This window comes from Falsiroseomonas oryzae, from assembly GCF_027856955.1.
GTDB classification, from domain to species: Bacteria; Pseudomonadota; Alphaproteobacteria; order Acetobacterales; family Acetobacteraceae; genus Falsiroseomonas; species Falsiroseomonas oryzae.
Map to the genome: position 1 here is coordinate 1 of NZ_JAPSMD010000063.1, position 19,581 is coordinate 19,581.

The following is a 19,581-nucleotide window of genomic DNA, read 5'->3' on the forward strand; positions in this document are numbered from 1 at the left end:
GCGCCCGGCCAGCGCGTGGTCCTGCTGCCCGGGCGGCTGACGCGCTGGAAGGGCGGCATGGTGCTGGTGGATGCGCTGGCCCGGCTGCCCGGCGCCATCGGCGTGCTGGCCGGCGGCGGCGGCGAGGCTTTCGCGCGGGAACTGCAGGACCGCGCCGCGACGCTCGGCCTGGCCGACCGCCTGGTGCTCGCCGGCCATGTCGAGGCAATGGACGTCGCCATGCTGGCTGCCGATGTCGTTGTCCATGCCAGCACCGACGCCGAGGCCTTCGGTCGCACCGTCATCGAGGCCCAGGCCATGGCCCGCCCGGTCGTCGCCTCCGACCTCGGCGCGCCGCGCGAGACGGTGGAGGAGGGTGTCACCGGCTGGCGCGTGACGCCGGGCGACCCGGCGCTGCTGGCGGCCACCCTGGCGCGCGTGCTGGCCATGCCGGAAGCCGACCGCGAGGCGGTCGGCGCGCGGGCGCGCGCCGCGGTGCTGCGCGACTACACCACGGCCGCGATGCAGCGCGCGACGATCGGCGTCTACCGGGAGCTGCTGGCGTGACGCGGATCCTCGTCATCCGCCTCGGCTCCTTCGGCGACTTCGTGCAGTCCTTCGGGCCCTTCGCGGCGATCCGCGCCTGGCATCCCGAAGCCCGCATCACCCTGCTCACCACGCCGCCCTATGCCGAGCTCGCCCGCAGCAGCCCCTGGTTCGACGAGGTCTGGACCGAAGGCCGTCCGGCCTGGATCGACCTGCCCGCCGTGCTGCGCTTGGCGCGCCGCCTGCGTGGCGGCCGGTTCGACCGCGTCTACGACCTGCAGACATCCCCCCGCACCGCCAAGTACCGCTGGATGGTCGGCCGCGCCGTGGAGTGGTCCGGCGTCGCGCCCGGCTGCTCCCACCCCCACTCCAACCCGCACCGCAACGCCATGCACACGCTGGAACGCCAACGGGAGCAGCTGGAGATGGCGGGCATCACCCGCTTCCCCGCGCCGGAACTCGGCTGGCTGGAGGGCGACGTCGGGCATCTCGGTGTGCCGGACCGCTTCGCCCTGCTGGTCCCCGGCGCCTCCCCGCACCGTCCGGGCAAGCGCTGGCCGGCGGAGCGCTTCGCGGCGCTCGCCGCCGGCGCCGACCTGCCCGTGGTCGTGCTCGGCGGGCCGGCGGAGAACGCGCTCGCCGCGACGATTCTGGCCGCCGCGCCCGCCGCGCTGGACCTGACCGGCCGCACCAGCTTCCCCGACATTGCCGCCCTCGGCCGTCGCGCCGCCTGGGCGGTCGGCAACGACACCGGCCCGACCCACCTCGTCGCCGTCACCGGCTGCCCGACCCTGGCGCTGTTCGGGGCCGAGAGCGACCCGGCGCGCTGTGCCCCGCGCGGCCCGGCGACCCAGGTGCTGCGCCACCTCCCTCTGGCCGATCTGCCGGTGGAGGCCGTCAAGGCCGCCCTCGCCGCGCTTCCCGCCCGGGTCTGACCCGCCGGCGACGAACTTGACGCGGCGCGGTGGGGCTGGCCATGTCCGCCTCCCGCAAACCCCAGGGAGCCTGGAACCAAGCCGATGCCTGCCATCACCCTGCCCGACGGATCCGTGCGCGTCTTCGACGGGCCCGTCACCGGCACGACGGTGGCGGCCTCCATCGGCCCGGGCCTGGCCAAGGCCGCGCTGGCCATGGAGGTGGACGGCCAGCTGCAGGACCTCTCGCGCGAGATCGAGTCCGACGCCCGGCTGCGCTTCGTCACCCGCAAGGACGAGCAGGCGCTGGAGCTGATCCGCCACGACTGCGCCCATGTGCTGGCCGAAGCCGTGCAGGCGCTGTTCCCGGGCACCCAGGTCACAATCGGGCCCGCCATCGAGAACGGCTTCTACTACGACTTCCACCGCAACGAGCCCTTCACCCCCGAGGACTTCCCGGCCATCGAGGCGAAGATGCGCGAGATCATCGCGCGCAACGCCGGCTTCGAGCGCGTCGTCACCACCCGCCACGAGGCGATGGCCCTCTTCGAGGAGAAGGGCGAGAAGTACAAGGTCGAGCTGATCCGCGACCTGCCGCGCGGCGAGACCATCACCCTCTATCGCCAGGGCGAGTGGGTGGACCTTTGCCGCGGGCCGCACATGCGCGGCACCGGCGATATCGGCGACGCCTTCAAGCTGATGAAGGTGGCCGGCGCCTATTGGCGCGGCGACCACCGCAACGCGATGCTGTCGCGCATCTATGGCACCGCCTGGCGCGACCGGAAGGAACTCGACGCCTATCTCCACCAGCTGGAGGAAGCCGAGCGCCGCGACCACCGGAAGATCGGCAAGGAGATGGGCCTCTTCCACCTGCAGGAGGAAGCGGTCGGCAGCGTCTTCTGGCACCCGAAGGGCTGGCGCCTGTATCGCACCGTCGAGGGCTACATGCGCCGCCGGCTCGATGAGGCCGACTACCAGGAGGTGAAGACGCCCCAGCTGCTCGACCGCAGGCTGTGGGAAGCCTCCGGCCACTGGGAGAAGTTCCGAGAGAGCATGTTCATCGCCACCGTCGAGGACGAGTCCGAGAAGGACCGCGTGCTCGCGCTCAAGCCGATGAACTGCCCCTGCCACGTGCAGATCTTCAACCAGGGCATCCGGTCCTACCGCGAGTTGCCGCTGCGCATGGCGGAATTCGGCGCGTGCCACCGCTACGAGCCTTCCGGTGCGCTGCACGGCATCATGCGTGTGCGCGCCTTCACCCAGGACGACGCGCACATCTTCTGCGAGGAGCATCAGATCGCCGCGGAGACGGTGCGCTTCGTGGAGCTGCTCTCTTCGATCTACCGCGACCTCGGCTTCGACAGCTTCCGGGTGAAGTTCAGCGACCGCCCGGCAAAGCGCGCCGGCGACGACGCCACCTGGGACCGCGCCGAGGGCGCGCTGAAGCAGGCCTGCGAGACCGCGGGCGTGGACTACGTGCTGAACCCGGGGGAGGGCGCCTTCTACGGTCCGAAGCTGGAATTCGTGCTGCGCGACGCGATCGGGCGGGACTGGCAGTGCGGCACGCTGCAGGTGGACTTCGTGCTGCCGGAGCGGCTGGATGCCGAATACGTGGCCGAGGACGGCAGCCGGAAGCGCCCGGTGATGCTGCACCGTGCCATCCTGGGAAGCTTCGAACGCTTCCTCGGCATCCTGATCGAGCAGCATGCCGGCCGCTTCCCACTGTGGCTGGCGCCGGTGCAGGTGGTGGTCGCCACCATCGTGGACGACGCCGCCCCCTTCGCGCGGGAAGCCGCGGCGGCGCTGCAGAAGGCCGGCCTCTCGGTCTCGCTGGACCTGCGGAACGAGAAGATCAACCGCAAGGTCGTGGACCACATCGACCAGCGCGTCCCCGTCCTGGCCGTGGTCGGCCGGCGGGAGGCGGAGGAGCGCAGCCTGGTGCTGCGCCGCCTGCCTGGGCGGGAGCAGGAGACGGTCCCCCTGGCCCAGGCGGTGGCCCGACTGGCGGAAGAGGCGGCCGCCCCCGACCTTCGGGTTGCAACCGCCTGAGCGGATCGCCATAAAGCTGGGTCGATTCCTATCCCGGCCCTGGGGCGCCGGCGGTGCATGGACACCGCCGGCGCGCCGGGCCAGCCGCAACGTCACTGCATGCGCAACAACGACAGGAGAGCGCCATACCCCGAGGACCGATGCCCGCCCAGCTGCCGACACGCGACGGCCCGCGGGTGAATGAGGAGATCCGCTCGCCGCAGGTGCGGCTGATCGACCAGGATGGCGAGATGCTGGGCGTGATGAGCGCGCGGGAAGCGCTGATCCGCGCCTATGACGTGGGCCTGGATCTGCTGGAGATCAGCCCGAACGCCGTGCCGCCGGTGGTGAAGATCCTCGACTACGGCAAGTACAAGTACGAGCAGCAGAAGAAGGCCAACGAGGCACGCAAGCGCCAGAAGGTCGTCGAGATCAAGGAAATCAAGGTCCGCCCGAACATCGATGACCACGACTACGACGTGAAGATGCGCCAGATGAAGGAGTTCATCGGCGAGGGCGACAAGGTGAAGGTCACGCTGCGCTTCCGCGGCCGCGAGATGGCGCACCAGGACCTGGGCCTGAAGGTGCTCGACCGCATCCGCACCGAGCTGGCGGAGACGACGAAGGTGGAATCCATGCCCCGCCTGGAGAACCGCCAGATGATCATGGTGCTGGCGCCGAAGTAGGCGCCAGCGGCAGGCTCAGCGCATGGCGAGGCCGGCTCGGCGCCGCCCCGCCGCGGCGAGTCCGAGCAGGCCGGCCAGCAGCAGCCCCAGGGAAGGCGGTGCCGGCACCGTCACCGCCGACACCGTGGCCACGTCGACGGATGTCGGCGTTCCCACGAAATCGACGCGGTAGGTGGACCGCGCGTAGTCGAAGTCCCAGACCGTCACCTGGTTTCCGGAATCGGCAGCCAGCGCGGCCGACAGCGTCTGCAGGAGGTCCGGACTGTCGATCAGGTTGACCGTGGTGGACAGCACCGTCTGGGTCAGGAAGGTCAGGACGAGCAGGCTCGACGGCAGGTAGACCGCCTGCTGCCCGTAGATCACGTCACGCAGGTTCGGACGCGGCACGGGATCGATGCCGTTCTTCATGCCGAAGTAGTTCTGAGTCGGCGCGGAGGAGTTGAAGGTGAGCGTGACGGTGATGCTGTTGATGGTGATGTCGGCTGACCCACCAGGCAGGAAGTAGGTGAACCGATCGTCGTAGGATGGGCCGCTGTTGCCCGTGCTGGTGGCGTTGGCAAGCGGGAAGCGCTGCGTGATCCGGTAGCCATAGCCGCCGAGGCTCGCAGGGTTGTCGGGCGTGCCGACGCCGAAGGTGCCGATGTCGGTGCCGAGCGTCACCACGCCCGTCGTGGTGAAGACGATGGTCGAGGCCGTCGCCGGACCGACTGCCCAGCCCACCAGCACCAGGCCAAGTGCCGCAGGCGCCGCCCGCCGGAGAATGCTTGCAGCCAATGTCGCCCTCCGCGCGAGGTCACCGTTCGCAGGACGCTACCGCATCGTTCCGGACAGCGGTAGATCCATCCTCGCTGGCAAGCCCCTGCAGGCGGCCTGGCTCACCCGGCCTCCATCGCCGCCTCCTTCTTCCGGCGGATGCTGGGCAGCAGCATCATGGCCAGGGCGATAGCCGCCAGGGCCAGCAGTGTCGCGCTGATCGGCCGTTCGAAGAACACGATCGCATCGCCGCGCGACAGCAGCATGGCGCGACGCAGGTGCTCCTCCATCATCGGCCCGAGCACGAAGCCGAGGAGCAGGGGCGCGCCCTCCATCTTCAGCTTGGCGAAGACGTAGCCGATGATGCCGAAGGCAGCCATGACATACATGTCGAAGACGTTGTTGTTCAGGCTGTAGGCGCCGATGAGACAGAAGATCAGGATGCCGACGAACAGGTACTTGTAGGGCACCCGCAGCAGCTGCACCCACATGCCGATCAGCGGCAGGTTGATGACCAGCAGCATCAGGTTGCCGACCCACATCGAAGCGATCAGGCCCCAGAACAGCTGCGGCTGTGCCTCCACCATGCGGGGACCGGGCTGAATGCCCTGGATGATCAGCGCGCCGACCATCAGCGCCATCACGGCGTTGGAGGGGATGCCGAGGGTCAGCAGCGGGATGAAGCTGGTCTGCGCGCCGGCGTTGTTGGCGCTTTCGGGCCCGGCCAGGCCCTCGATGGCGCCCTTGCCGAACTTCTCGGGACGGCGCGTGATCCGCCGCTCCAGCATGTAGGAGGCGAAGGCCGAGAGCGAGGCACCGCCACCGGGCAGGATGCCGAGCACGGTGCCGAGGAGCGTGCCGCGCACCGCGGCGGGTGCAGCGTAGCGCCACTCCTCCCGCGTCAGCCAGAGCTTGCCGCGCTTGACGACGATGCCCTTGCGGATCTCCGGGTTCTCCAGGTTCAGCACCACCTCGGCGATGCCGAACAGCCCCATCGCCAGCACGACGAAGTTGATGCCGTCCGACAGTTCCGGCACGCCGAAGGTGAAGCGCTGCTGGCCGGTCTGCACATCGGTGCCGACCAGGCCGAGGCAGACGCCCAGCACCACCATCCCGACCGCCTTGATCACGCTGCCCTGCGCCAGCACGCAGGACACGATCAGGCCGAGCAGCATGAGGGCGAAGTAGTCGGGCGGCCCGAAGGACAGCGCGACCTGCGTCAGCACCGGGCCGGAAGCCGCGACGACGAAGGTGGCGACCGTGCCGGCGAAGAACGACCCCAGCGCCGCCGTGGCCAGGGCCGCGCCTGCGCGGCCCTGCTGGGCCATCTGGTAGCCTTCCAGCGTCGTCACCACCGCCGAGATCTCGCCCGGCAGGTTGAGCAGGATCGCCGTGGTCGATCCGCCGTATTGCGACCCGTAGTAGATGCCGGCCAGCATGATGATCGCCGTCGTCGGGTCCAGCCCGAAGGTCAGCGGCAGCAGCAGGGAGATCGTCGCCGTCGGCCCAAGCCCCGGCAGCACGCCGATCGCCGTGCCGATCATGGCGCCGAGGAAGGCGAAGAGCAGGTTGTTGAGGCTGAGCGCGACCTGGAAGCCGAGGATCAGGTTGTCGATCATGCCGGGGCCTCAGGCTTCGAAGACGAGCCAGATCGCGGAGCCGACCAGCCCCGCCTCCAGCGCGCCGGCGATAGGGGAGGGGGCGTCGCCGGCGGCCAGCCGCAGCATCGGCGCGCCGAGTGCCCCGGCCAGCACTGGCCCGACCCACTCCGCCGCCGTCGCGACGAGGGCGATGGCGACCAGCATCCGGCGGGTCCGCGGCGGCATCTTGACCTGGATCATCGCGACGCGCCCTTCCCATTGTTAATGGGCGCCTTCTGTGGCCCAGACCGATCGCGGTCACCTCGCATTCGCGCGTGGTCACTGTCTCGTCAGCCGTTGCGCATGCGGGGCACGACCCCGTCCGAAGGCTCCCGCCCGGCCGCGACCCGGCGCCATCGGCCTTGACCGAGGCCTGCTCCGCGGCCTATCCACCGCACCGAGGTCCGCCCCGGACCCATCTGGTCGTCCCGCCCGGCGCGGGATGGCTCCGCCGCTCCGCGAAGGCTCGCGCAGCGGCGCTTTCGCGTTTGGGGCGGTCGCAACGGAAGGAACCACCCGGCCCGATGTTCGAGGCCCCCCATGTTTGAGGCTCTGGGCAACAGGCTGACCGGGGTCTTCGACAAGCTGCGCCGCCGCGGCGCGCTGTCGGAGGCCGACGTCCAGGAAGCGCTGCGCGAGGTCCGCGTCGCGCTGCTGGAGGCCGACGTCGCGCTGCCGGTGGTGAAGGACCTGACCGCCAAGGTGCGGGAGCGCGCGGTGGGCGCGGAGGTCATCCGCTCCGTCTCGCCGGCCCAGCAGGTGGTCAAGATCGTCAACGACGCCCTGGTCGAGGCGCTGGGCGGCGGCGCGAACGACGACGGCAAGCGCGGCATCGACCTGAACGCGCCGGCGCCGGTGCCGATCCTGATGGTGGGCCTGCAGGGCTCGGGCAAGACCACCACGTCGGGCAAGATCGCGCTGCGGCTGCGGATGCGCGAGCGCAAGAAGGTGCTGCTGGCCTCGCTCGACGTGCACCGGCCGGCGGCGCAGCTGCAGTTGCAGCAGCTGGCCGAGCGGGCCGAGGTGACCTCCCTGCCGATCGTCGCCGGCGAGACGCCGCTGCAGATCGCCGCGCGCGCGATGGATGTGGCGCGGCGCGAGCTCTACGACGTGGTGGTGCTGGACACCGCCGGCCGCCTCGCCATCGACGAGGCGCTGATGGCCGAGGTCGCGGAGGTGAAGGCCTTCGCCAAGCCGCACGAGACGCTGCTGGTCGTGGACGCCATGACCGGCCAGGACGCGGTGAACACCGCTCGCGCCTTCCAGGACAAGGTCGGCGTGACCGGCGTGGTGATGACCCGCGTCGATGGCGATGCGCGCGGCGGCGCCGCGCTCTCCATGCGCGCGGTCACCGGCGCGCCGATCAAGCTGCTTGGCGCTGGCGAGAAGCTGGATGCGCTCGAGGATTTCCACCCCGACCGCATCGCCAACCGCATCCTCGGCATGGGCGACATCGTCAGCCTGGTCGAGAAGGCGGCGGAGACGCTGGACCAGGCGGAAGCCGAGAAGCTGGCGAAGAAGATGCAGAAGGGGTCCTTCGACCTCGAGGACTACGCATCCCAGCTCAAGCAGATCGGCAAGATGGGCAGCCTCTCCGGCATGCTCGGAATGCTGCCCGGCCTCGGCAAGATGAAGTCGCAGATCGAGAACGCGAATCTCGACCAGACCATGCTGAAGCGCCAGGCGGCGATCATCGCCAGCATGACGCCGAAGGAGCGCCGGACGCCCGACATCATCAAGGCGAGCCGGAAGAAGCGTATCGCCGCCGGCAGCGGCACCTCCGTGCAGGAGGTGAACAAGCTGCTCAAGCAGTTCGACGACATGTCCGCGATGATGAAGCGGATGAACAAGCTCGGCCAGAAGGGGATGATGCGGGGCGGACTCTCCGCGCTGATCCCTGGCCTTGGAAACAAGCGACCGTTCTGAACAGGAGCACCCGGACTAATGGCCCTCAAGATCCGCCTCGCCCGCGCCGGCGCGAAGAAGCGTCCGTACTACCACATCGTGGTGGCCGACAGCCGCAGCCCGCGCGACGGCCGCTTCATCGAGAAGCTGGGCAGCTACAACCCGATGCTGCCGTCCGACCACCCGGACCGCGTGCGCCTCTTCGCCGAGCGCATCAACCACTGGAAGTCGCAGGGCGCGCTGCCGACGGAGCGCGTGGCGAAGTTCCTGGGCCATGCCGGCCTGGCGCCGATGCCGGTCTTCGCGGAGCAGCCGAAGAAGTCGGCGCCGAAGAAGAAGGCGCAGGAGCGCGCCGCCGCAGCCGCCGCGGCGGCGGGCTGACGCTTAGCGTCTGACGGGTCATGTCGGTGAAGCGCGTGTTGCTCGGCGAGATCGGGAGGCCGCACGGTGTGCGGGGCCTGGTGCGCCTGCACGCCTTCACGGCCGACCCGAAGGCTATCGGCAGCTACGGCCCGCTGACGGACGCCACGGGCACGCGCAGCTTCGTCGTCACCGCTATGCCGGGCGGCCTCGGCCGGATCGACGGCGTGACGGACCGCGACGCCGCGTCGCGGCTGACCGGCACGAAGCTCTACGTCGCGTGCGACCGTCTGCCGCCGCCGGCCGACCCGGAGGAGTTCCTGCTGGCCGACCTTGAGGGCCTGCAGGCCTTCGCGGCGGACGGCAGCGCGCTCGGCACGGTGCGCAGCGTGGAGGAGTACGGCGCCGGCCCCTTCCTGGTCATCCAGGGCGCGGGCGGGGAGCGGCTGATCCCCTTCACCAGGGCGGCCGTGCCGGTGGTGGACGTCGCCGCCGGGCGCCTGACCGTCGTGCCGCCGCCGGAAGTCACGGTGGAGCCGCACCAGGGGGAGGAACACGCCGCATGACCTGGCGCGCTTCCGTCCTGAGCCTGTTCCCCGAGATGTTCCCGGGCCCGCTCGGCCTGTCCCTCGCCGGCCGTGCGCTGCGCGACGGACGCTGGTCGCTGGAGGCCCTGGACATCCGCGGCTTCGCCACCGACCGCCACCGCACCGTGGATGACACACCCTTCGGCGGCGGCGCGGGCATGGTGATGCGGCCGGACGTGGTGGATGCGGCGGTGGGCGCCGCGGTCGCCACAAACCCCGGCGCGCCACTGGTCTATCTCACGCCACGCGGTCGCCTGCTGGACCAGGTGCTGGTGCGCGAACTCGCGGCGGGGCCGGGCGTCACGCTGCTCTGCGGCCGCTACGAGGGCGTGGACCAGCGCGTCATCGAGGCCCGCCGCATGATCGAGCTCTCGGTCGGCGACGTCGTGCTCTCGGGGGGGGAGGTCGCGGCCATCCTGCTGCTCGACGCCTGCGTGCGCCTGCTGCCGGGCGTGATGGGCGCAAGCGAGAGCGCGGTCGAGGAAAGCCACGGTCCGGAAGGGCTGCTGGAATACCCCCACTACACGCGGCCGGCCGAGTGGCAGGGCCGTAAGGTGCCGGAGGTTTTGCTCTCCGGCCACCACGCCGAGGTCGCCCGCTGGCGGCGGGAGCGCGCGGAAGAGGCCACGCGCACGCGCCGCCCGGACCTCTGGGCCAGGCACGTCAACCGAAACGGCGGGGAACCCGGGCGGCTGGACGGCCACCCGGCTGCCGCCTAGACACAGCACACAAGGGAACCACACCGATGAACCTGCTCCAGCAGTTCGAGGCCGCCCAGCAGGCCCGCCTCTCCGCCGCCCGCCCGACGCCGGATTTCGCGCCGGGCGACACCGTCCGCGTCATGGTGAAGGTGGTCGAGGGCGAGCGCACCCGCACCCAGGCCTATGAGGGCGTGTGCATCGCACGGTCCAACCGCGGCCTGAACAGCAACTTCACCGTCCGCAAGCTGTCCTACGGCGAGGGCGTGGAGCGCGTCTTCCCGCTGTATTCGCCGAACGTGGCGGAGATCCAGGTGGTCCGCCGCGGCCGCGTGCGGCGCGCGAAGCTCTATTACCTGCGCGGCCGCACCGGCAAGTCGGCGCGCATCCAGGAGCGGGCGCGCGAGACCACGACGGCGCAGGCCGAAGGCTGAACAAGTAACCCGCGCGGCGCCGGAAGGCCCGCGCGGTCCTGCTTCAAGGGATCGGGGAAACGATGTCGGCAACACGGCCGCGTACGCTGTTCGACAAGATCTGGGACGCCCACGTCGTCGAGAGGCTGCCCGACGGCACCGTGGTCCTCTACATCGACAAGCACCTCACCCACGAGGTCACCAGCCCGCAGGCCTTCGAGGGCCTGCGGATGGCCGGCCGCAAGGTGCGCCGCCCCGATGCGACGATCGCCGTGGTGGACCACAACATCGCCACCGACGCCTCCCGCTACGGCACCATCGAGGATCCCGAGAGCCGCCAGCAGGTCGAGACGCTGGAGCGGAACGTCAAGGAATTCGGCGTTCCCTACATCCCGCTGACCGATCAGCGGCAGGGCATCGTCCATGTCATCGGGCCGGAGCTCGGCCTGAGCCTGCCCGGCATGACGATCGTCTGCGGCGACAGCCACACCTCCACGCATGGCGCCATGGGCGCGCTGGCCTTCGGCATCGGCACGTCCGAGGTGGAGCACGTGCTCGCCACCCAGACGCTGCTGCAGAAGCCGGCGAAGAACATGCGCGTGCTGGTCGAGGGCAACCTGGCCGTCGGCTGCACCGCCAAGGACATCGTGCTGGCGATCATCGGGAAGATCGGCACCGCCGGCGGCACCGGCCATGTCATCGAGTATGCGGGCGACGCGATCCGGGCGCTCGACATGGCCGGCCGCATGACCGTCTGCAACATGTCGATCGAGGGCGGTGCGCGCGCCGGCATGGTGGCGCCGGACCAGACCACCTTCGACTACGTGAAGGGCCGCCCCTTCGCGCCGAAGGGCGAGGCCTATGACCGCGCCGTCGCCTGGTGGAAGACGCTGCCTTCCGACCCGGGCGCGCATTTCGACCGCGAAGTGAAGCTCGACGCCCACGCCATCGCGCCGCAGGTCACCTGGGGCACCAGCCCCGAGGATGTTCTGCCCATCACGGGCAACGTCCCGAACCCCGCTGACTTCGCCGATGAGGCGAAGCGCGCCCAGGTGCAGCGCATGCTGGACTACATGGGGCTGACGGCCGGCCAGCGCCTGCAGGACCTGAGGGTGGACGTGGTCTTCATCGGCTCCTGCACCAACAGCCGCATCGAGGACCTCCGCGCCGCCGCGGCGATCGCCGAGGGCCGCAAGGTTGCCGACGGCGTCCGCGCGCTCGTCGTGCCTGGCTCCGGCCTCGTGAAGGCGCAGGCCGAGCAGGAGGGTCTTGACCGCGTCTTCAAGGAAGCCGGCTTCGAGTGGCGCGAGGCCGGCTGCTCCATGTGCCTCGGCATGAACCCGGACAAGCTGAAGCCCGGCCAGCGCAGCGCCAGCACCTCCAACCGCAACTTCGAGGGCCGCCAGGGCCCGGGCGGGCGCACGCACCTGCTCTCGCCCGCCATGGCCGCCGCCGCCGCGCTCGCCGGCCATCTGGCCGATGTTCGCGACTTCCAGCCGAAGGGGTAGGGACCGATGCAGGCCTTCACCACGCTGACCGGCATCGCGGCGCCGCTGCCGGAAGCCAATGTGGACACCGACAAGATCATCCCGGCGCGCTTCCTCAAGACCATCGCGCGCACGGGGCTGGGCAAGAACCTCTTCGCCAACGTCCGCTACAAGGCCGACGGCAGCGAGAACCCGGACTTCATCCTGAACCGCGAGCCCTACCGAAAGTCCGAGATCCTCGTCGCGCTGGACAATTTCGGCTGCGGCTCCTCGCGCGAGCACGCGCCCTGGGCGCTGCTGGATTTCGGCATCCGCTGTGTGATCGCGCCGTCCTTCGGCGACATCTTCCACAACAACAGCTTCAAGAACGGCATCCTGCCCATCCGGCTGCCGCGCGAGATCTGCGAGAAGCTGATGGAGGATGCCAAGCTCGGCGCCAATGCCCGCCTCACCGTCGATCTCGCCCGTCAGGTCGTGGTGCGCCCAAACGGCGAGGAGATCCCCTTCGAGGTGGACGCCTTCCGCAAGCACCTGCTGCTGAACGGCCTGGACGACATCGGCCAGACGCTGCAGCACGCGCCCGCCATCGACGGCTTCGAGGCACGGCAGAAAGCCGCCCAACCCTGGCTCTACGCCTGACCGACCGGATCCCCCCGCCATGCCCGCCAACAAGAAGCTCCTGATCCTTCCCGGGGACGGCATCGGCCCCGAGGTGGTGCGGGAGACCCGGCGCATCATCGAATGGATGGAACGCCGCCGCGCCGTCTCCTTCGAGATCGAGGAAGGTCTCGTGGGCGGCGCTGCGCTGGACGCCACCGGATCGCCCTGCCCCGACGAGACGGTGGCCGCGGCAAAGGCCGCTGACGCCGTGCTGTTCGGCTCGGTCGGCGGCCCCAAGTGGGACAGCCTGCCCTTCGACCAGCGGCCGGAGCTCGGCATCCTGCGGCTGCGCAAGGACCTCGGCCTCTTCGCCAACCTCCGCCCAGCGGTGGTGCTGGACCCGCTGCTGGATGCCTCCGCACTGAAGCCGGACCTCGTGCGCGGCCTCGACATCATGATCGTCCGCGAGACCACCGGCGGCGTCTATTTCGGTGAGCCACGCGGCGTGACCACTGGCGCCGACGGCAAGCGCACCGGCCTCGACACCCAGATCTATCACGAGGACGAGATCGCCCGTGTCGCGCGCGTCGCCTTCGAACTCGCCCGCAAGCGCCGCAACAAGGTGACCAGCGTCGAGAAGGCGAATGTCATGCAGTCCGGCCGCCTCTGGCGCGCCGTTGTGGGCGAGGTGCACAAGGCCGAGTTCGCCGATGTCGAGCTGCAGCACATGTATGCCGACAACTGCGCCATGCAGCTCGCCAGCCGCCCGAAGCAGTTCGACGTCATCCTGGGCGACAACCTGTTCGGCGACGTGCTCTCCGACCTGGCGGCGGCGCTGACCGGCTCGCTCGGCATGCTGCCCTCCGCCACGCTCGGCGCGGTGCAGCCCTCCGGCAAGCGTCACGCGCTGTATGAGCCGATCCACGGCTCGGCGCCGGACATCGCCGGCAAGGGCATCGCGAATCCGTCCGCGCAGATCCTCTCCTTCGCCATGCTGCTGCGCCTCTCCTTCGGCATGGAGGAGGATGCGAAGCTGCTGGAGACGGCGGTGGAGAAGGTGCTGGCAGGCGGCCTGCGCACGGCCGACATCATGGCCCCCGGCATGGCGCGCGTCGGCACCAGCGTGATGGGCGAGGCGGTGCTGCGCGAGCTCGACAAGCTGGCGGGGTGAAAGCGCGGGCGGAGGGGTTGCACCGCCCCGCCGCCCCGGCTACATCGCGCCCCACGGCTGGACCCGTAGCTCAATTGGATAGAGCACCAGACTACGGATCTGGGGGTTAGGGGTTCGAATCCTCTCGGGTCCGCCAGGAAGCTAGGTCCGCTGCGGGTTTCCGCCGGCCTATCGAAAACTACCCCCGTCTTTACCCCCTGCATTCGCTTTGGTGCGGCCGCAAACAATTGCGGCGGGCTAACGGATGTGCTCTTGAAGGTGGTGCGGCGGGTAGGGAGATTGATGGCGCTCTTTCGGACTTTTGTTCACGGGAGCCGCGATCTCCTGGTCGAAGGTGCCGAGCTGCGCTTTAGATGTGAGCATGTCGGACAACATCGCCCCATCGCCACGCACTCGCCACAGCGACGCCGCGCCGCCAACGCGGGTCCGCTTTTTCTACATCAAGAGCCAAGGCTTTCGAGTCGTCCACGTGGACGGCGTCATTGGCGGCATCACGCCTCGCGGTCTGATTCACTTTGGCGTCTACAGTGAGCGGGCCGCGATGCCTCAGACGGTGGAGCAGCAGGTCACTCCCGAAGGCAAGCTCGGTGCGGTGATTGAACAGAGCGGAAAGGACGGCATCGTTCGAGAGATCGACGTCGATCTCATTCTGACAGTGTCAGCGGCGGCGGACCTCAGAGACTGGCTGACTGCTCGGATCGACGATGCCAAGCGCCTTCACGCAGCCGAGCAAGACGCCCAAGACCAAACCAATGCTGCATCTGGAGGAAGGGAAAGCCCGTGACCCTTGATGCATTGGTCATGTACCCGCCCCAGGATTCAGCAGTGGTGCACAGAGCCCGCGGTCAAGGCTGGTTCGCTCCACAAGAGAAGGCAAGTGACTCTGCATTAGGCTATGGATTCCACAACCTTTGCTCGGTGGCTGGGGAGGCAGATCGACTTTATCCGCCCGGCGCTGAGGCCAAGCATCCCAGGACTGCTGTGGCGTCAGGATGCGCTTTCAATCTGCACGTTATCGTTCACATAACCGCGCGAGCCCCAAAGCTCCTACAGACGCACGAAGCACCTGGCGCTTCGGGCTACACATGGGAACAGGCGCAGTCTTGGATGAATGCTGCCTTTGAGCGGTCTCACCCGGTGGTGGAGTATCTCGACTAGGCAGAATGACACGCAAGATCCCGGATCCTGACGAGGAGCTATACAGCGCCTGCAGTCAGCTAGATGCGACCAAAGCACGGTCGTTCTATGCTCGATCCATTCCTGCCTCGCTCCCTGCCGGCGGTTTAGGAACTGGCCACCTCCAGAGCGGTGTCAGATACGCTGCATATGATCACGCACAGCGGCGTTTCGCCGTTCGTCGCGGCCTCTGTCTTGTGCTGACGCATGAGTGCGACCTGGATCCGGGCAACACCAAGATGGTGGCTGGTGACATGATTGTCCTGCCGGTTGTGGGCTTCGCAGACGCAGTTGCGAGCTGGCGGGCGAGCGGCTCAGATGAGGAACGAGAGAAGCTGATCGGATTCATCAACAACGTTGCAGCAGGGCATGTATCGCAACTCTGGTGGTTCCCACCATGGCCTCCGCAACTCCCCCTCGGCGGCTTTGGGTTCTTGAACCGTATCAGCCACACGCATTCAGATCTCGCTGACGCGGAAGGCCCAGTTTACGCTACGTCTCTCACCAACATCGCTCTCTCCAGGCTGCAGGCGCACATGGAGACCCACCTGTTTCGGCCGCGGAGTGAGGATTCGCCGCTGCCCGGGGCGTGGTGAAGCAGCACTGGCGTATGCTCATTTTCAACGCTTGCCTTTACGACGGTGCGTTCTCTCCCCAGCACAGCAGGAACACCCGCACGCCCGGCGGCGCCTCGGCCGAGCCGAACGCCTCACGCATCACCTCGTCGGCGGGTCGCTCGCCCTTCCACAGCAGCACGAGCCGTTCCTGGGTGGCCTCCAGGCGCTCCAGGCGCCGCCTCAGGTCTCGCATCATCGCTTCTGCCCTTCCGCCTCTCGTGCCGCCTCCAGAGCCTCCAGGCGGGCCGCCAGATCGGCTGTCTCGATCGTCCGCCGGTGCGACTCCACGATTGCCGCGACGGCCTGCCCCTCGTCGGGGGTGAGCTCGCCCGCCGCGACGGCCTCGGCGATCGCGCCGACCGCCGTCACGGCATCGGCCGCGGAGCGCATGGCCGGCAGGTCAAACGGCACCGCGCGCCCCTTCCGCTCCGGCCAGAGGCGCCGCAGCAGGATCTCCGCGGCGCGCATGTCGCCGGCCTTCGCGTCCTCGATCACGCGCTTGAGCACGTCCTGCGCCGCGGCCTCGCCGATCGCGTCCAGCGCCACCAGGGCGGCATGCCGGGCGCCTCGCGGCCGGCCCGGGTTGCCAGGCAGGAAGCGCCCGGTCGCCGCATCGCGCTCGTTCCGATCTCCGGCCGTTGTATCGGCGCGCTCGGGAGGGTCAGGCGGCATCGCTCAGGCCCTCGGCTGTGGGTCGGGGCGGGGGTTCGGCCGGCCGGGGCCGCGCCAGCGCCGCGCGGGGCGAGGGGTTGAGGCGGAGCCGTTCTCCGCCGACCTTGCCCCCTCTACCGCGCCGGGACGTTCCCGCGTTCCCACGTTCCCGGCCCCTATAGGGGGCCTGGGAACGCTGGGAACGGGGAACGCTGTTCCCGGCCCCAAGCGGGGAACGCCTGGGAACGCTTGGGAACGGGGGAGGCGGTGCGCGGTCATGTCGGCCAAGCCTGTGCGCTGGTGAAGCCGGCGAAGCCCTTGCGCTTCAATGCGTCGAGAGCCTTCGCCTCGCGGCGCTGCGCAGGACGGGTGATCGGCAGCGGGCCGTTCCCGTCGCTGGGAACGCCGGCGCGCACCTCGTCCTCAGTGAACCAGCCAGCGCGGAGCAGCCGGGCGCGGAGTTGGGAACGCTCCACGGCGGCGACCATCGGCATGTCGTGCTGAGGGCGCGAGGGCGGCGCATCGGCCGCCAGGTCGCGCAGCTCGCGCAGGAGGAGCGCAGCGTCGTCTCGGAGCCGCGCCTCTGCCTTCCGTCGTGCTGCATCGGCCGCGCTGCCGCCGCCGTGCTCGATCTCCTCGGCCACCGGCGCCGTCACCTCGTCGCCGTCCTCGTCCACGCCGAGCGGCTCACCGCGGATGGTGAACGCCATGTCTGCCAGGGCGACCCCGTTGCGGTTCTTGCCGAGATGGATGGTTCGCGCCCCGGGCCCGTCCTCGGGCGCCTCCACGCGGAGGGTCACGTCGGCGTCGCCGTTCAGCACACTGTGCCCGCGCGGCGTCGCGCCGCCCGTGCCGTTGCTGCTGCCCGCCTTCGCGCCGTGGTGCACCACCAGCACGGCCCGCGTGCGGCTGCAAAGCGCCCGCAGGATGTGAACGGCGCGGCTCATGCTCCGGCCGTCGTTCTCGTCCAGGCCTGGAAAGGCGCGAGCCATGGTGTCGATCACGATGAGCACCGCGCCGATGCGGTCGGCTGCCGCCAGGATTGCCGCCAGATCGCCGGGCTCGGTAGCGCCGTCGCCCTGCAGGTCGATCGGCTCCACAAGAATCCGCAGGTTGTCGGCATCGCCATAGACAGCGCGCAGCGCGGCCGCGCGCTGCTGCATGCCCGCACCGTCCTCGGCGGCGACGTAGAGCACCGGGCCGCGACGCGTGCGCCGGCCGAAAGCTCGCGCACCGCAGGCGATGGCGTGGGCGAGGTAGGGCGCGACCACGCTCTTGCCGCTGCCAGGCGGTCCGAACATCACGGCCAGGTCGCCCGGCGCGATGAGCCCCTTGACGATGTAGCCGCGCAGCGGAGCGCCCGAGCACTCGGCCAGCGTGAGCAGCCGCAGATTGCGAGGCGCCGGCGCAGGAGCCCGCGCGAAGGTGCCTTCCGGCCCCATCTCCTGGAGGATGCGAGCAACGGCCGGCCGGTTCGCGTCCATCGCCCGGTTGAACGCAGCCGCGCCATCGGTCTCGCTCAGCGGGTCGGGCGCGAAGGCCGCAAGGATCGGGTCGTGCTCCATGCCGGGCACGCTCACGCCGCTCGCCGCCCCGGCACAGCAGCGCGCAAGGCAGCCCACCGGACGGCGTAGAACCAGCACGCCGCAGCCTGCAGCGAGCACGCGCGGACCCAGGCGATCATCTCGAGCGCCCCGCGCCCATGCGTGCCTGTCTCGGTGCAGCGCCATTCGGCGCGCTCCGCATCCAGCAGCACTGGCGCCAGCCGATGGCGCTCCAGCCTCAGCAGGTGTGGCGCGTCCGTCACCGGCGCCGCGCGGTCGAAAAGCAGCGGCACAGCCAGCGCCACCGCCTCGGCCTCGGGCGAGTGCCCGACGAGCTGGTGCGGCACGGTCTCCGCCAGCACGTAGGGCCAGCGCATAGCCCTCTCAGCCAGGTCGCCGTGCGCCGTCATGCCGCCGGCTCCCGCCGCCGCCAGCGCCGATCGCCGGCTGCGATCTGCAGCGCAAGCCGCAGCGTGTCCGCGCCTTCCGATGTGCGCCCGCACTCGATCGACCGGAGCGCCACCGTGGCGAGGTCGAGCACGGCGCGGTCAAGTCGCGCCTCGCGGCGGCCCGGCCTGGGATGGGCCGCATCCACCGCGGGGGTTGGCTCAGGGGTAGGGGAAAGCAGCAGGCGCGCAGCCTTACCGTGACCGTAGATCCGCGCGGAGGAATGGTCCGCCGAACCGCTTGCTATCGCCTCTCGGGGCGGGGTATCGGTCATCTCGTCTACCTCGCTGCATCATCCGCCCCTGTCCGCGTGCCACCGCGGGCGGGGGCTTCTCGTTCAAGGGCCGGTGTCCAAGGCGGCGCGGCGCCGGAACATCGCGTGCGCGTCGTGGAGGCCCTCCCAGGCGGCGAGCCGCGCGCGAGGCGGCAGGCTCATCACCTCGGCCCACAAGGGGCGCACGTCCTGCTCGGGATCCGCCATCACGGAGGCGACCACGCGGGCCACCGCCCGCTCTGCAAGGTCGATGTCGGCAGTGCTCGGCGGGCGGCGCATCTCGGCCATCATCGCTGCCTGCGCATCGGCCGCAGCCTCATGCTCGCCCATCGTCGCCGAGACGCCCTGACGGGCGAGCCAACGCGCCTCAAAACGGGCCACCGTTGCGTCGCTCATCCGCGGAGCCACACGACGGCGATCGACAGGACGAGTACGGCGGCTGTGCAGGTCACGGCGCACTGGAACCCGGTGCGCCTGACGCCAGCCTCGCCTCGCGTCAGGTCGAGCGCTGCGGCGCGGAGAATGAACCGCGGTGCCGCCGCCCGAATGACCCCACCCAGGGCGGCGGCCCAGGCACCGCCGGCCAGAACAAGGATGACGAAGCCGAGCATCAGAACATCCCATCCGATACGCCGGCGGCCGGCTTTGCGGCTGTCAGCTTCGCGCCGGCCGAGCGGTCGTAGATGCTTGACCCAGCCGTCAGCAGCGCCGTCCCAGCCCGCACGAAACCCGCCTGCATCGCCTGCTGGCCCTGCTGCCGGTAGATGCCCGCCTGGCTGCGCCCGCTGGTCCGCGCGTTCCGGCCCTGCCACCGGCTCAACTCCGCCTCGGCCAGCAGGTCGCGCGCGTCGAACCGCCCCTGCATCAGGATGCTCTCGACATCCTGCGCCTGCTGCCCGGCGTTGAAGGCCAGCACCTCCAGCGGGCTGCCCTCCAACTGCACGCCGCTCGCCGCCGCCGCGGCCCGCGCCTCGCCCATCAGCAGCCGGTTCCGCGTGCGCTGCCGCTCCGCGTCGGCCTCGGCCACCTGGGTGCGCTCGCCGGCCCGCTGCTCCAGCGCCCGCGCGTTGCGCTCCGCCAGCGCCTGCGCGACCTCGCCCTCCCG

The 19,581-nt window shown here is 70.1% G+C and carries 24 protein-coding genes and 1 tRNA gene; 14 read left to right on the forward strand and 11 right to left on the reverse strand.

Annotated elements, in window-relative coordinates:
- From OZN99_RS09060 to infC, 4 genes are all read left to right on the forward strand, one after another.
- Positions 1–546 (forward strand): glycosyltransferase (locus tag OZN99_RS09060; RefSeq protein ID WP_270934885.1); only part of this gene is annotated, 546 nt, incomplete at its 5' end.
- Positions 543–1,460 carry a glycosyltransferase family 9 protein gene (locus OZN99_RS09065; protein ID WP_270934886.1) on the forward strand — a complete coding sequence of 306 codons (918 nt, stop codon included), beginning with the start codon at positions 543–545 and terminating at the stop codon, positions 1,458–1,460. The genes OZN99_RS09060 and OZN99_RS09065, both read left to right, overlap by 4 nt.
- An 84-nt stretch (positions 1,461–1,544) precedes the next feature.
- Positions 1,545–3,488, forward strand: coding sequence for a threonine--tRNA ligase (thrS, locus tag OZN99_RS09070; protein ID WP_270934887.1), 1,944 nt, complete (start codon positions 1,545–1,547; stop codon positions 3,486–3,488).
- A 140-nt stretch (positions 3,489–3,628) separates the two neighbouring features.
- Complete coding sequence (gene infC, locus OZN99_RS09075) at positions 3,629–4,153, forward strand: translation initiation factor IF-3 (RefSeq protein ID WP_270934888.1); 525 nt, start codon at positions 3,629–3,631, stop codon at positions 4,151–4,153.
- Between the two features lie 15 nt (positions 4,154–4,168).
- Here infC and OZN99_RS09080 read toward each other — a convergent pair whose 3' ends face one another.
- From OZN99_RS09080 to OZN99_RS09090, 3 genes are all read right to left on the reverse strand, one after another.
- A complete protein-coding gene (locus OZN99_RS09080; RefSeq protein WP_270934889.1) occupies positions 4,169–4,927 on the reverse strand; it encodes a hypothetical protein in 759 nt (252 codons plus the stop codon).
- Between the two features lie 101 nt (positions 4,928–5,028).
- On the reverse strand, positions 5,029–6,525 hold the full coding sequence (locus OZN99_RS09085) for a tripartite tricarboxylate transporter permease (protein WP_270934890.1): 1,497 nt from the start codon (positions 6,523–6,525) through the stop codon (positions 5,029–5,031).
- Positions 6,526–6,534: 9 nt separating this feature from the next.
- Entirely contained in the window at positions 6,535–6,747 is a 213-nt protein-coding gene (locus tag OZN99_RS09090) for a hypothetical protein (RefSeq protein WP_270934891.1), read from the reverse strand.
- A gap of 339 nt (positions 6,748–7,086) precedes the next feature.
- On the opposite strand from OZN99_RS09090, the gene ffh reads away from it, so the two are divergent.
- The 10 genes from ffh (at position 7,087) to OZN99_RS09140 (ending at position 14,551) form a co-directional block, all read left to right on the forward strand.
- Positions 7,087–8,472, forward strand: coding sequence for a signal recognition particle protein (gene ffh / locus OZN99_RS09095; protein ID WP_270934892.1), 1,386 nt, complete (start codon positions 7,087–7,089; stop codon positions 8,470–8,472).
- Between the two features lie 18 nt (positions 8,473–8,490).
- Positions 8,491–8,832, forward strand: a complete 342-nt coding sequence (gene rpsP, locus OZN99_RS09100) for a 30S ribosomal protein S16 (RefSeq protein WP_270934893.1) — start codon at positions 8,491–8,493, stop codon at positions 8,830–8,832.
- A 20-nt stretch (positions 8,833–8,852) separates the two neighbouring features.
- Positions 8,853–9,377 carry a ribosome maturation factor RimM gene (gene rimM / locus OZN99_RS09105; RefSeq protein ID WP_270934894.1) on the forward strand — a complete coding sequence of 175 codons (525 nt, stop codon included), beginning with the start codon at positions 8,853–8,855 and terminating at the stop codon, positions 9,375–9,377.
- The gene (gene trmD, locus OZN99_RS09110; protein ID WP_270934895.1) at positions 9,374–10,117 is read left to right on the forward strand and encodes a tRNA (guanosine(37)-N1)-methyltransferase TrmD; all 744 of its coding nucleotides are present in this window, start codon (positions 9,374–9,376) and stop codon (positions 10,115–10,117) included. Before rimM ends, trmD begins: the two co-directional genes overlap by 4 nt.
- Positions 10,118–10,143: 26 nt before the next feature.
- Positions 10,144–10,530, forward strand: a complete 387-nt coding sequence (rplS, locus tag OZN99_RS09115; RefSeq protein WP_270934896.1) for a 50S ribosomal protein L19 — start codon at positions 10,144–10,146, stop codon at positions 10,528–10,530.
- Positions 10,531–10,592: 62 nt separating this feature from the next.
- A complete protein-coding gene (leuC, locus tag OZN99_RS09120) occupies positions 10,593–12,017 on the forward strand; it encodes a 3-isopropylmalate dehydratase large subunit (protein WP_270934897.1) in 1,425 nt (474 codons plus the stop codon).
- Positions 12,018–12,023: 6 nt separating this feature from the next.
- A complete protein-coding gene (gene leuD, locus OZN99_RS09125; protein ID WP_270934898.1) occupies positions 12,024–12,635 on the forward strand; it encodes a 3-isopropylmalate dehydratase small subunit in 612 nt (203 codons plus the stop codon).
- 19 nt (positions 12,636–12,654) lie between these two features.
- The gene (gene leuB / locus OZN99_RS09130) at positions 12,655–13,767 is read left to right on the forward strand and encodes a 3-isopropylmalate dehydrogenase (protein WP_270934899.1); all 1,113 of its coding nucleotides are present in this window, start codon (positions 12,655–12,657) and stop codon (positions 13,765–13,767) included.
- 59 nt (positions 13,768–13,826) lie between these two features.
- Positions 13,827–13,903 (forward strand) — tRNA-Arg (locus tag OZN99_RS09135).
- A gap of 225 nt (positions 13,904–14,128) precedes the next feature.
- Complete coding sequence (locus tag OZN99_RS09140) at positions 14,129–14,551, forward strand: hypothetical protein (RefSeq protein ID WP_270934900.1); 423 nt, start codon at positions 14,129–14,131, stop codon at positions 14,549–14,551.
- 1,025 nt (positions 14,552–15,576) lie between these two features.
- Here the strand turns inward: OZN99_RS09140 and OZN99_RS09145 are convergent.
- The 8 genes from OZN99_RS09145 to OZN99_RS09180 form a co-directional block, all read right to left on the reverse strand.
- Positions 15,577–15,756, reverse strand: a complete 180-nt coding sequence (locus OZN99_RS09145; protein WP_270934901.1) for a hypothetical protein — start codon at positions 15,754–15,756, stop codon at positions 15,577–15,579.
- A complete protein-coding gene (locus tag OZN99_RS09150) occupies positions 15,753–16,106 on the reverse strand; it encodes a hypothetical protein (RefSeq protein WP_270934902.1) in 354 nt (117 codons plus the stop codon). The genes OZN99_RS09145 and OZN99_RS09150 overlap by 4 nt, the downstream gene beginning before the upstream one ends.
- Positions 16,107–16,486: 380 nt before the next feature.
- Positions 16,487–17,791, reverse strand: a complete 1,305-nt coding sequence (locus tag OZN99_RS09155) for an AAA family ATPase (protein ID WP_270934903.1) — start codon at positions 17,789–17,791, stop codon at positions 16,487–16,489.
- Complete coding sequence (locus OZN99_RS09160; RefSeq protein WP_270934904.1) at positions 17,788–18,165, reverse strand: hypothetical protein; 378 nt, start codon at positions 18,163–18,165, stop codon at positions 17,788–17,790. The genes OZN99_RS09155 and OZN99_RS09160 overlap by 4 nt, the downstream gene beginning before the upstream one ends.
- Positions 18,162–18,476: a hypothetical protein gene (locus OZN99_RS09165; RefSeq protein ID WP_270934905.1), complete on the reverse strand. Its 315-nt coding sequence runs from the start codon at positions 18,474–18,476 to the stop codon at positions 18,162–18,164. The genes OZN99_RS09160 and OZN99_RS09165 overlap by 4 nt, the downstream gene beginning before the upstream one ends.
- Before the next feature lie 63 nt (positions 18,477–18,539).
- Positions 18,540–18,872: a hypothetical protein gene (locus OZN99_RS09170; RefSeq protein ID WP_270934906.1), complete on the reverse strand. Its 333-nt coding sequence runs from the start codon at positions 18,870–18,872 to the stop codon at positions 18,540–18,542.
- A complete protein-coding gene (locus tag OZN99_RS09175; RefSeq protein WP_270934907.1) occupies positions 18,869–19,087 on the reverse strand; it encodes a hypothetical protein in 219 nt (72 codons plus the stop codon). Before OZN99_RS09175 ends, OZN99_RS09170 begins: the two co-directional genes overlap by 4 nt.
- Positions 19,087–19,581, reverse strand: a 495-nt coding sequence (locus tag OZN99_RS09180) for a hypothetical protein (RefSeq protein WP_270934908.1), incomplete at its 5' end; no start/stop codon positions are given. The genes OZN99_RS09175 and OZN99_RS09180, both read right to left, overlap by 1 nt.

Bases quoted from the DNA above. Each gene is read 5' to 3' on its own strand.
- infC (WP_270934888.1), top strand. From the start codon at position 3,629: ATGCCCGCCCAGCTGCCGACACGCGACGGCCCGCGGGTGAATGAGGAG.
- OZN99_RS09090 (WP_270934891.1), bottom strand. From the start codon at position 6,747: ATGATCCAGGTCAAGATGCCGCCGCGGACCCGCCGGATGCTGGTCGCC.
- rimM (WP_270934894.1), top strand. From the start codon at position 8,853: ATGTCGGTGAAGCGCGTGTTGCTCGGCGAGATCGGGAGGCCGCACGGT.
- rplS (WP_270934896.1), top strand. From the start codon at position 10,144: ATGAACCTGCTCCAGCAGTTCGAGGCCGCCCAGCAGGCCCGCCTCTCC.
- leuD (WP_270934898.1), top strand. From the start codon at position 12,024: ATGCAGGCCTTCACCACGCTGACCGGCATCGCGGCGCCGCTGCCGGAA.
- OZN99_RS09145 (WP_270934901.1), bottom strand. From the start codon at position 15,756: ATGATGCGAGACCTGAGGCGGCGCCTGGAGCGCCTGGAGGCCACCCAG.
- OZN99_RS09170 (WP_270934906.1), bottom strand. From the start codon at position 18,872: ATGAGCGACGCAACGGTGGCCCGTTTTGAGGCGCGTTGGCTCGCCCGT.
- OZN99_RS09165 (WP_270934905.1), bottom strand. From the start codon at position 18,476: ATGACCGATACCCCGCCCCGAGAGGCGATAGCAAGCGGTTCGGCGGAC.
- leuB (WP_270934899.1), top strand. From the start codon at position 12,655: ATGCCCGCCAACAAGAAGCTCCTGATCCTTCCCGGGGACGGCATCGGC.
- OZN99_RS09085 (WP_270934890.1), bottom strand. From the start codon at position 6,525: ATGATCGACAACCTGATCCTCGGCTTCCAGGTCGCGCTCAGCCTCAAC.
- leuC (WP_270934897.1), top strand. From the start codon at position 10,593: ATGTCGGCAACACGGCCGCGTACGCTGTTCGACAAGATCTGGGACGCC.
- OZN99_RS09160 (WP_270934904.1), bottom strand. From the start codon at position 18,165: ATGACGGCGCACGGCGACCTGGCTGAGAGGGCTATGCGCTGGCCCTAC.
- OZN99_RS09175 (WP_270934907.1), bottom strand. From the start codon at position 19,087: ATGCTCGGCTTCGTCATCCTTGTTCTGGCCGGCGGTGCCTGGGCCGCC.
- rpsP (WP_270934893.1), top strand. From the start codon at position 8,491: ATGGCCCTCAAGATCCGCCTCGCCCGCGCCGGCGCGAAGAAGCGTCCG.
- ffh (WP_270934892.1), top strand. From the start codon at position 7,087: ATGTTTGAGGCTCTGGGCAACAGGCTGACCGGGGTCTTCGACAAGCTG.
- trmD (WP_270934895.1), top strand. From the start codon at position 9,374: ATGACCTGGCGCGCTTCCGTCCTGAGCCTGTTCCCCGAGATGTTCCCG.
- thrS (WP_270934887.1), top strand. From the start codon at position 1,545: ATGCCTGCCATCACCCTGCCCGACGGATCCGTGCGCGTCTTCGACGGG.
- OZN99_RS09140 (WP_270934900.1), top strand. From the start codon at position 14,129: ATGTCGGACAACATCGCCCCATCGCCACGCACTCGCCACAGCGACGCC.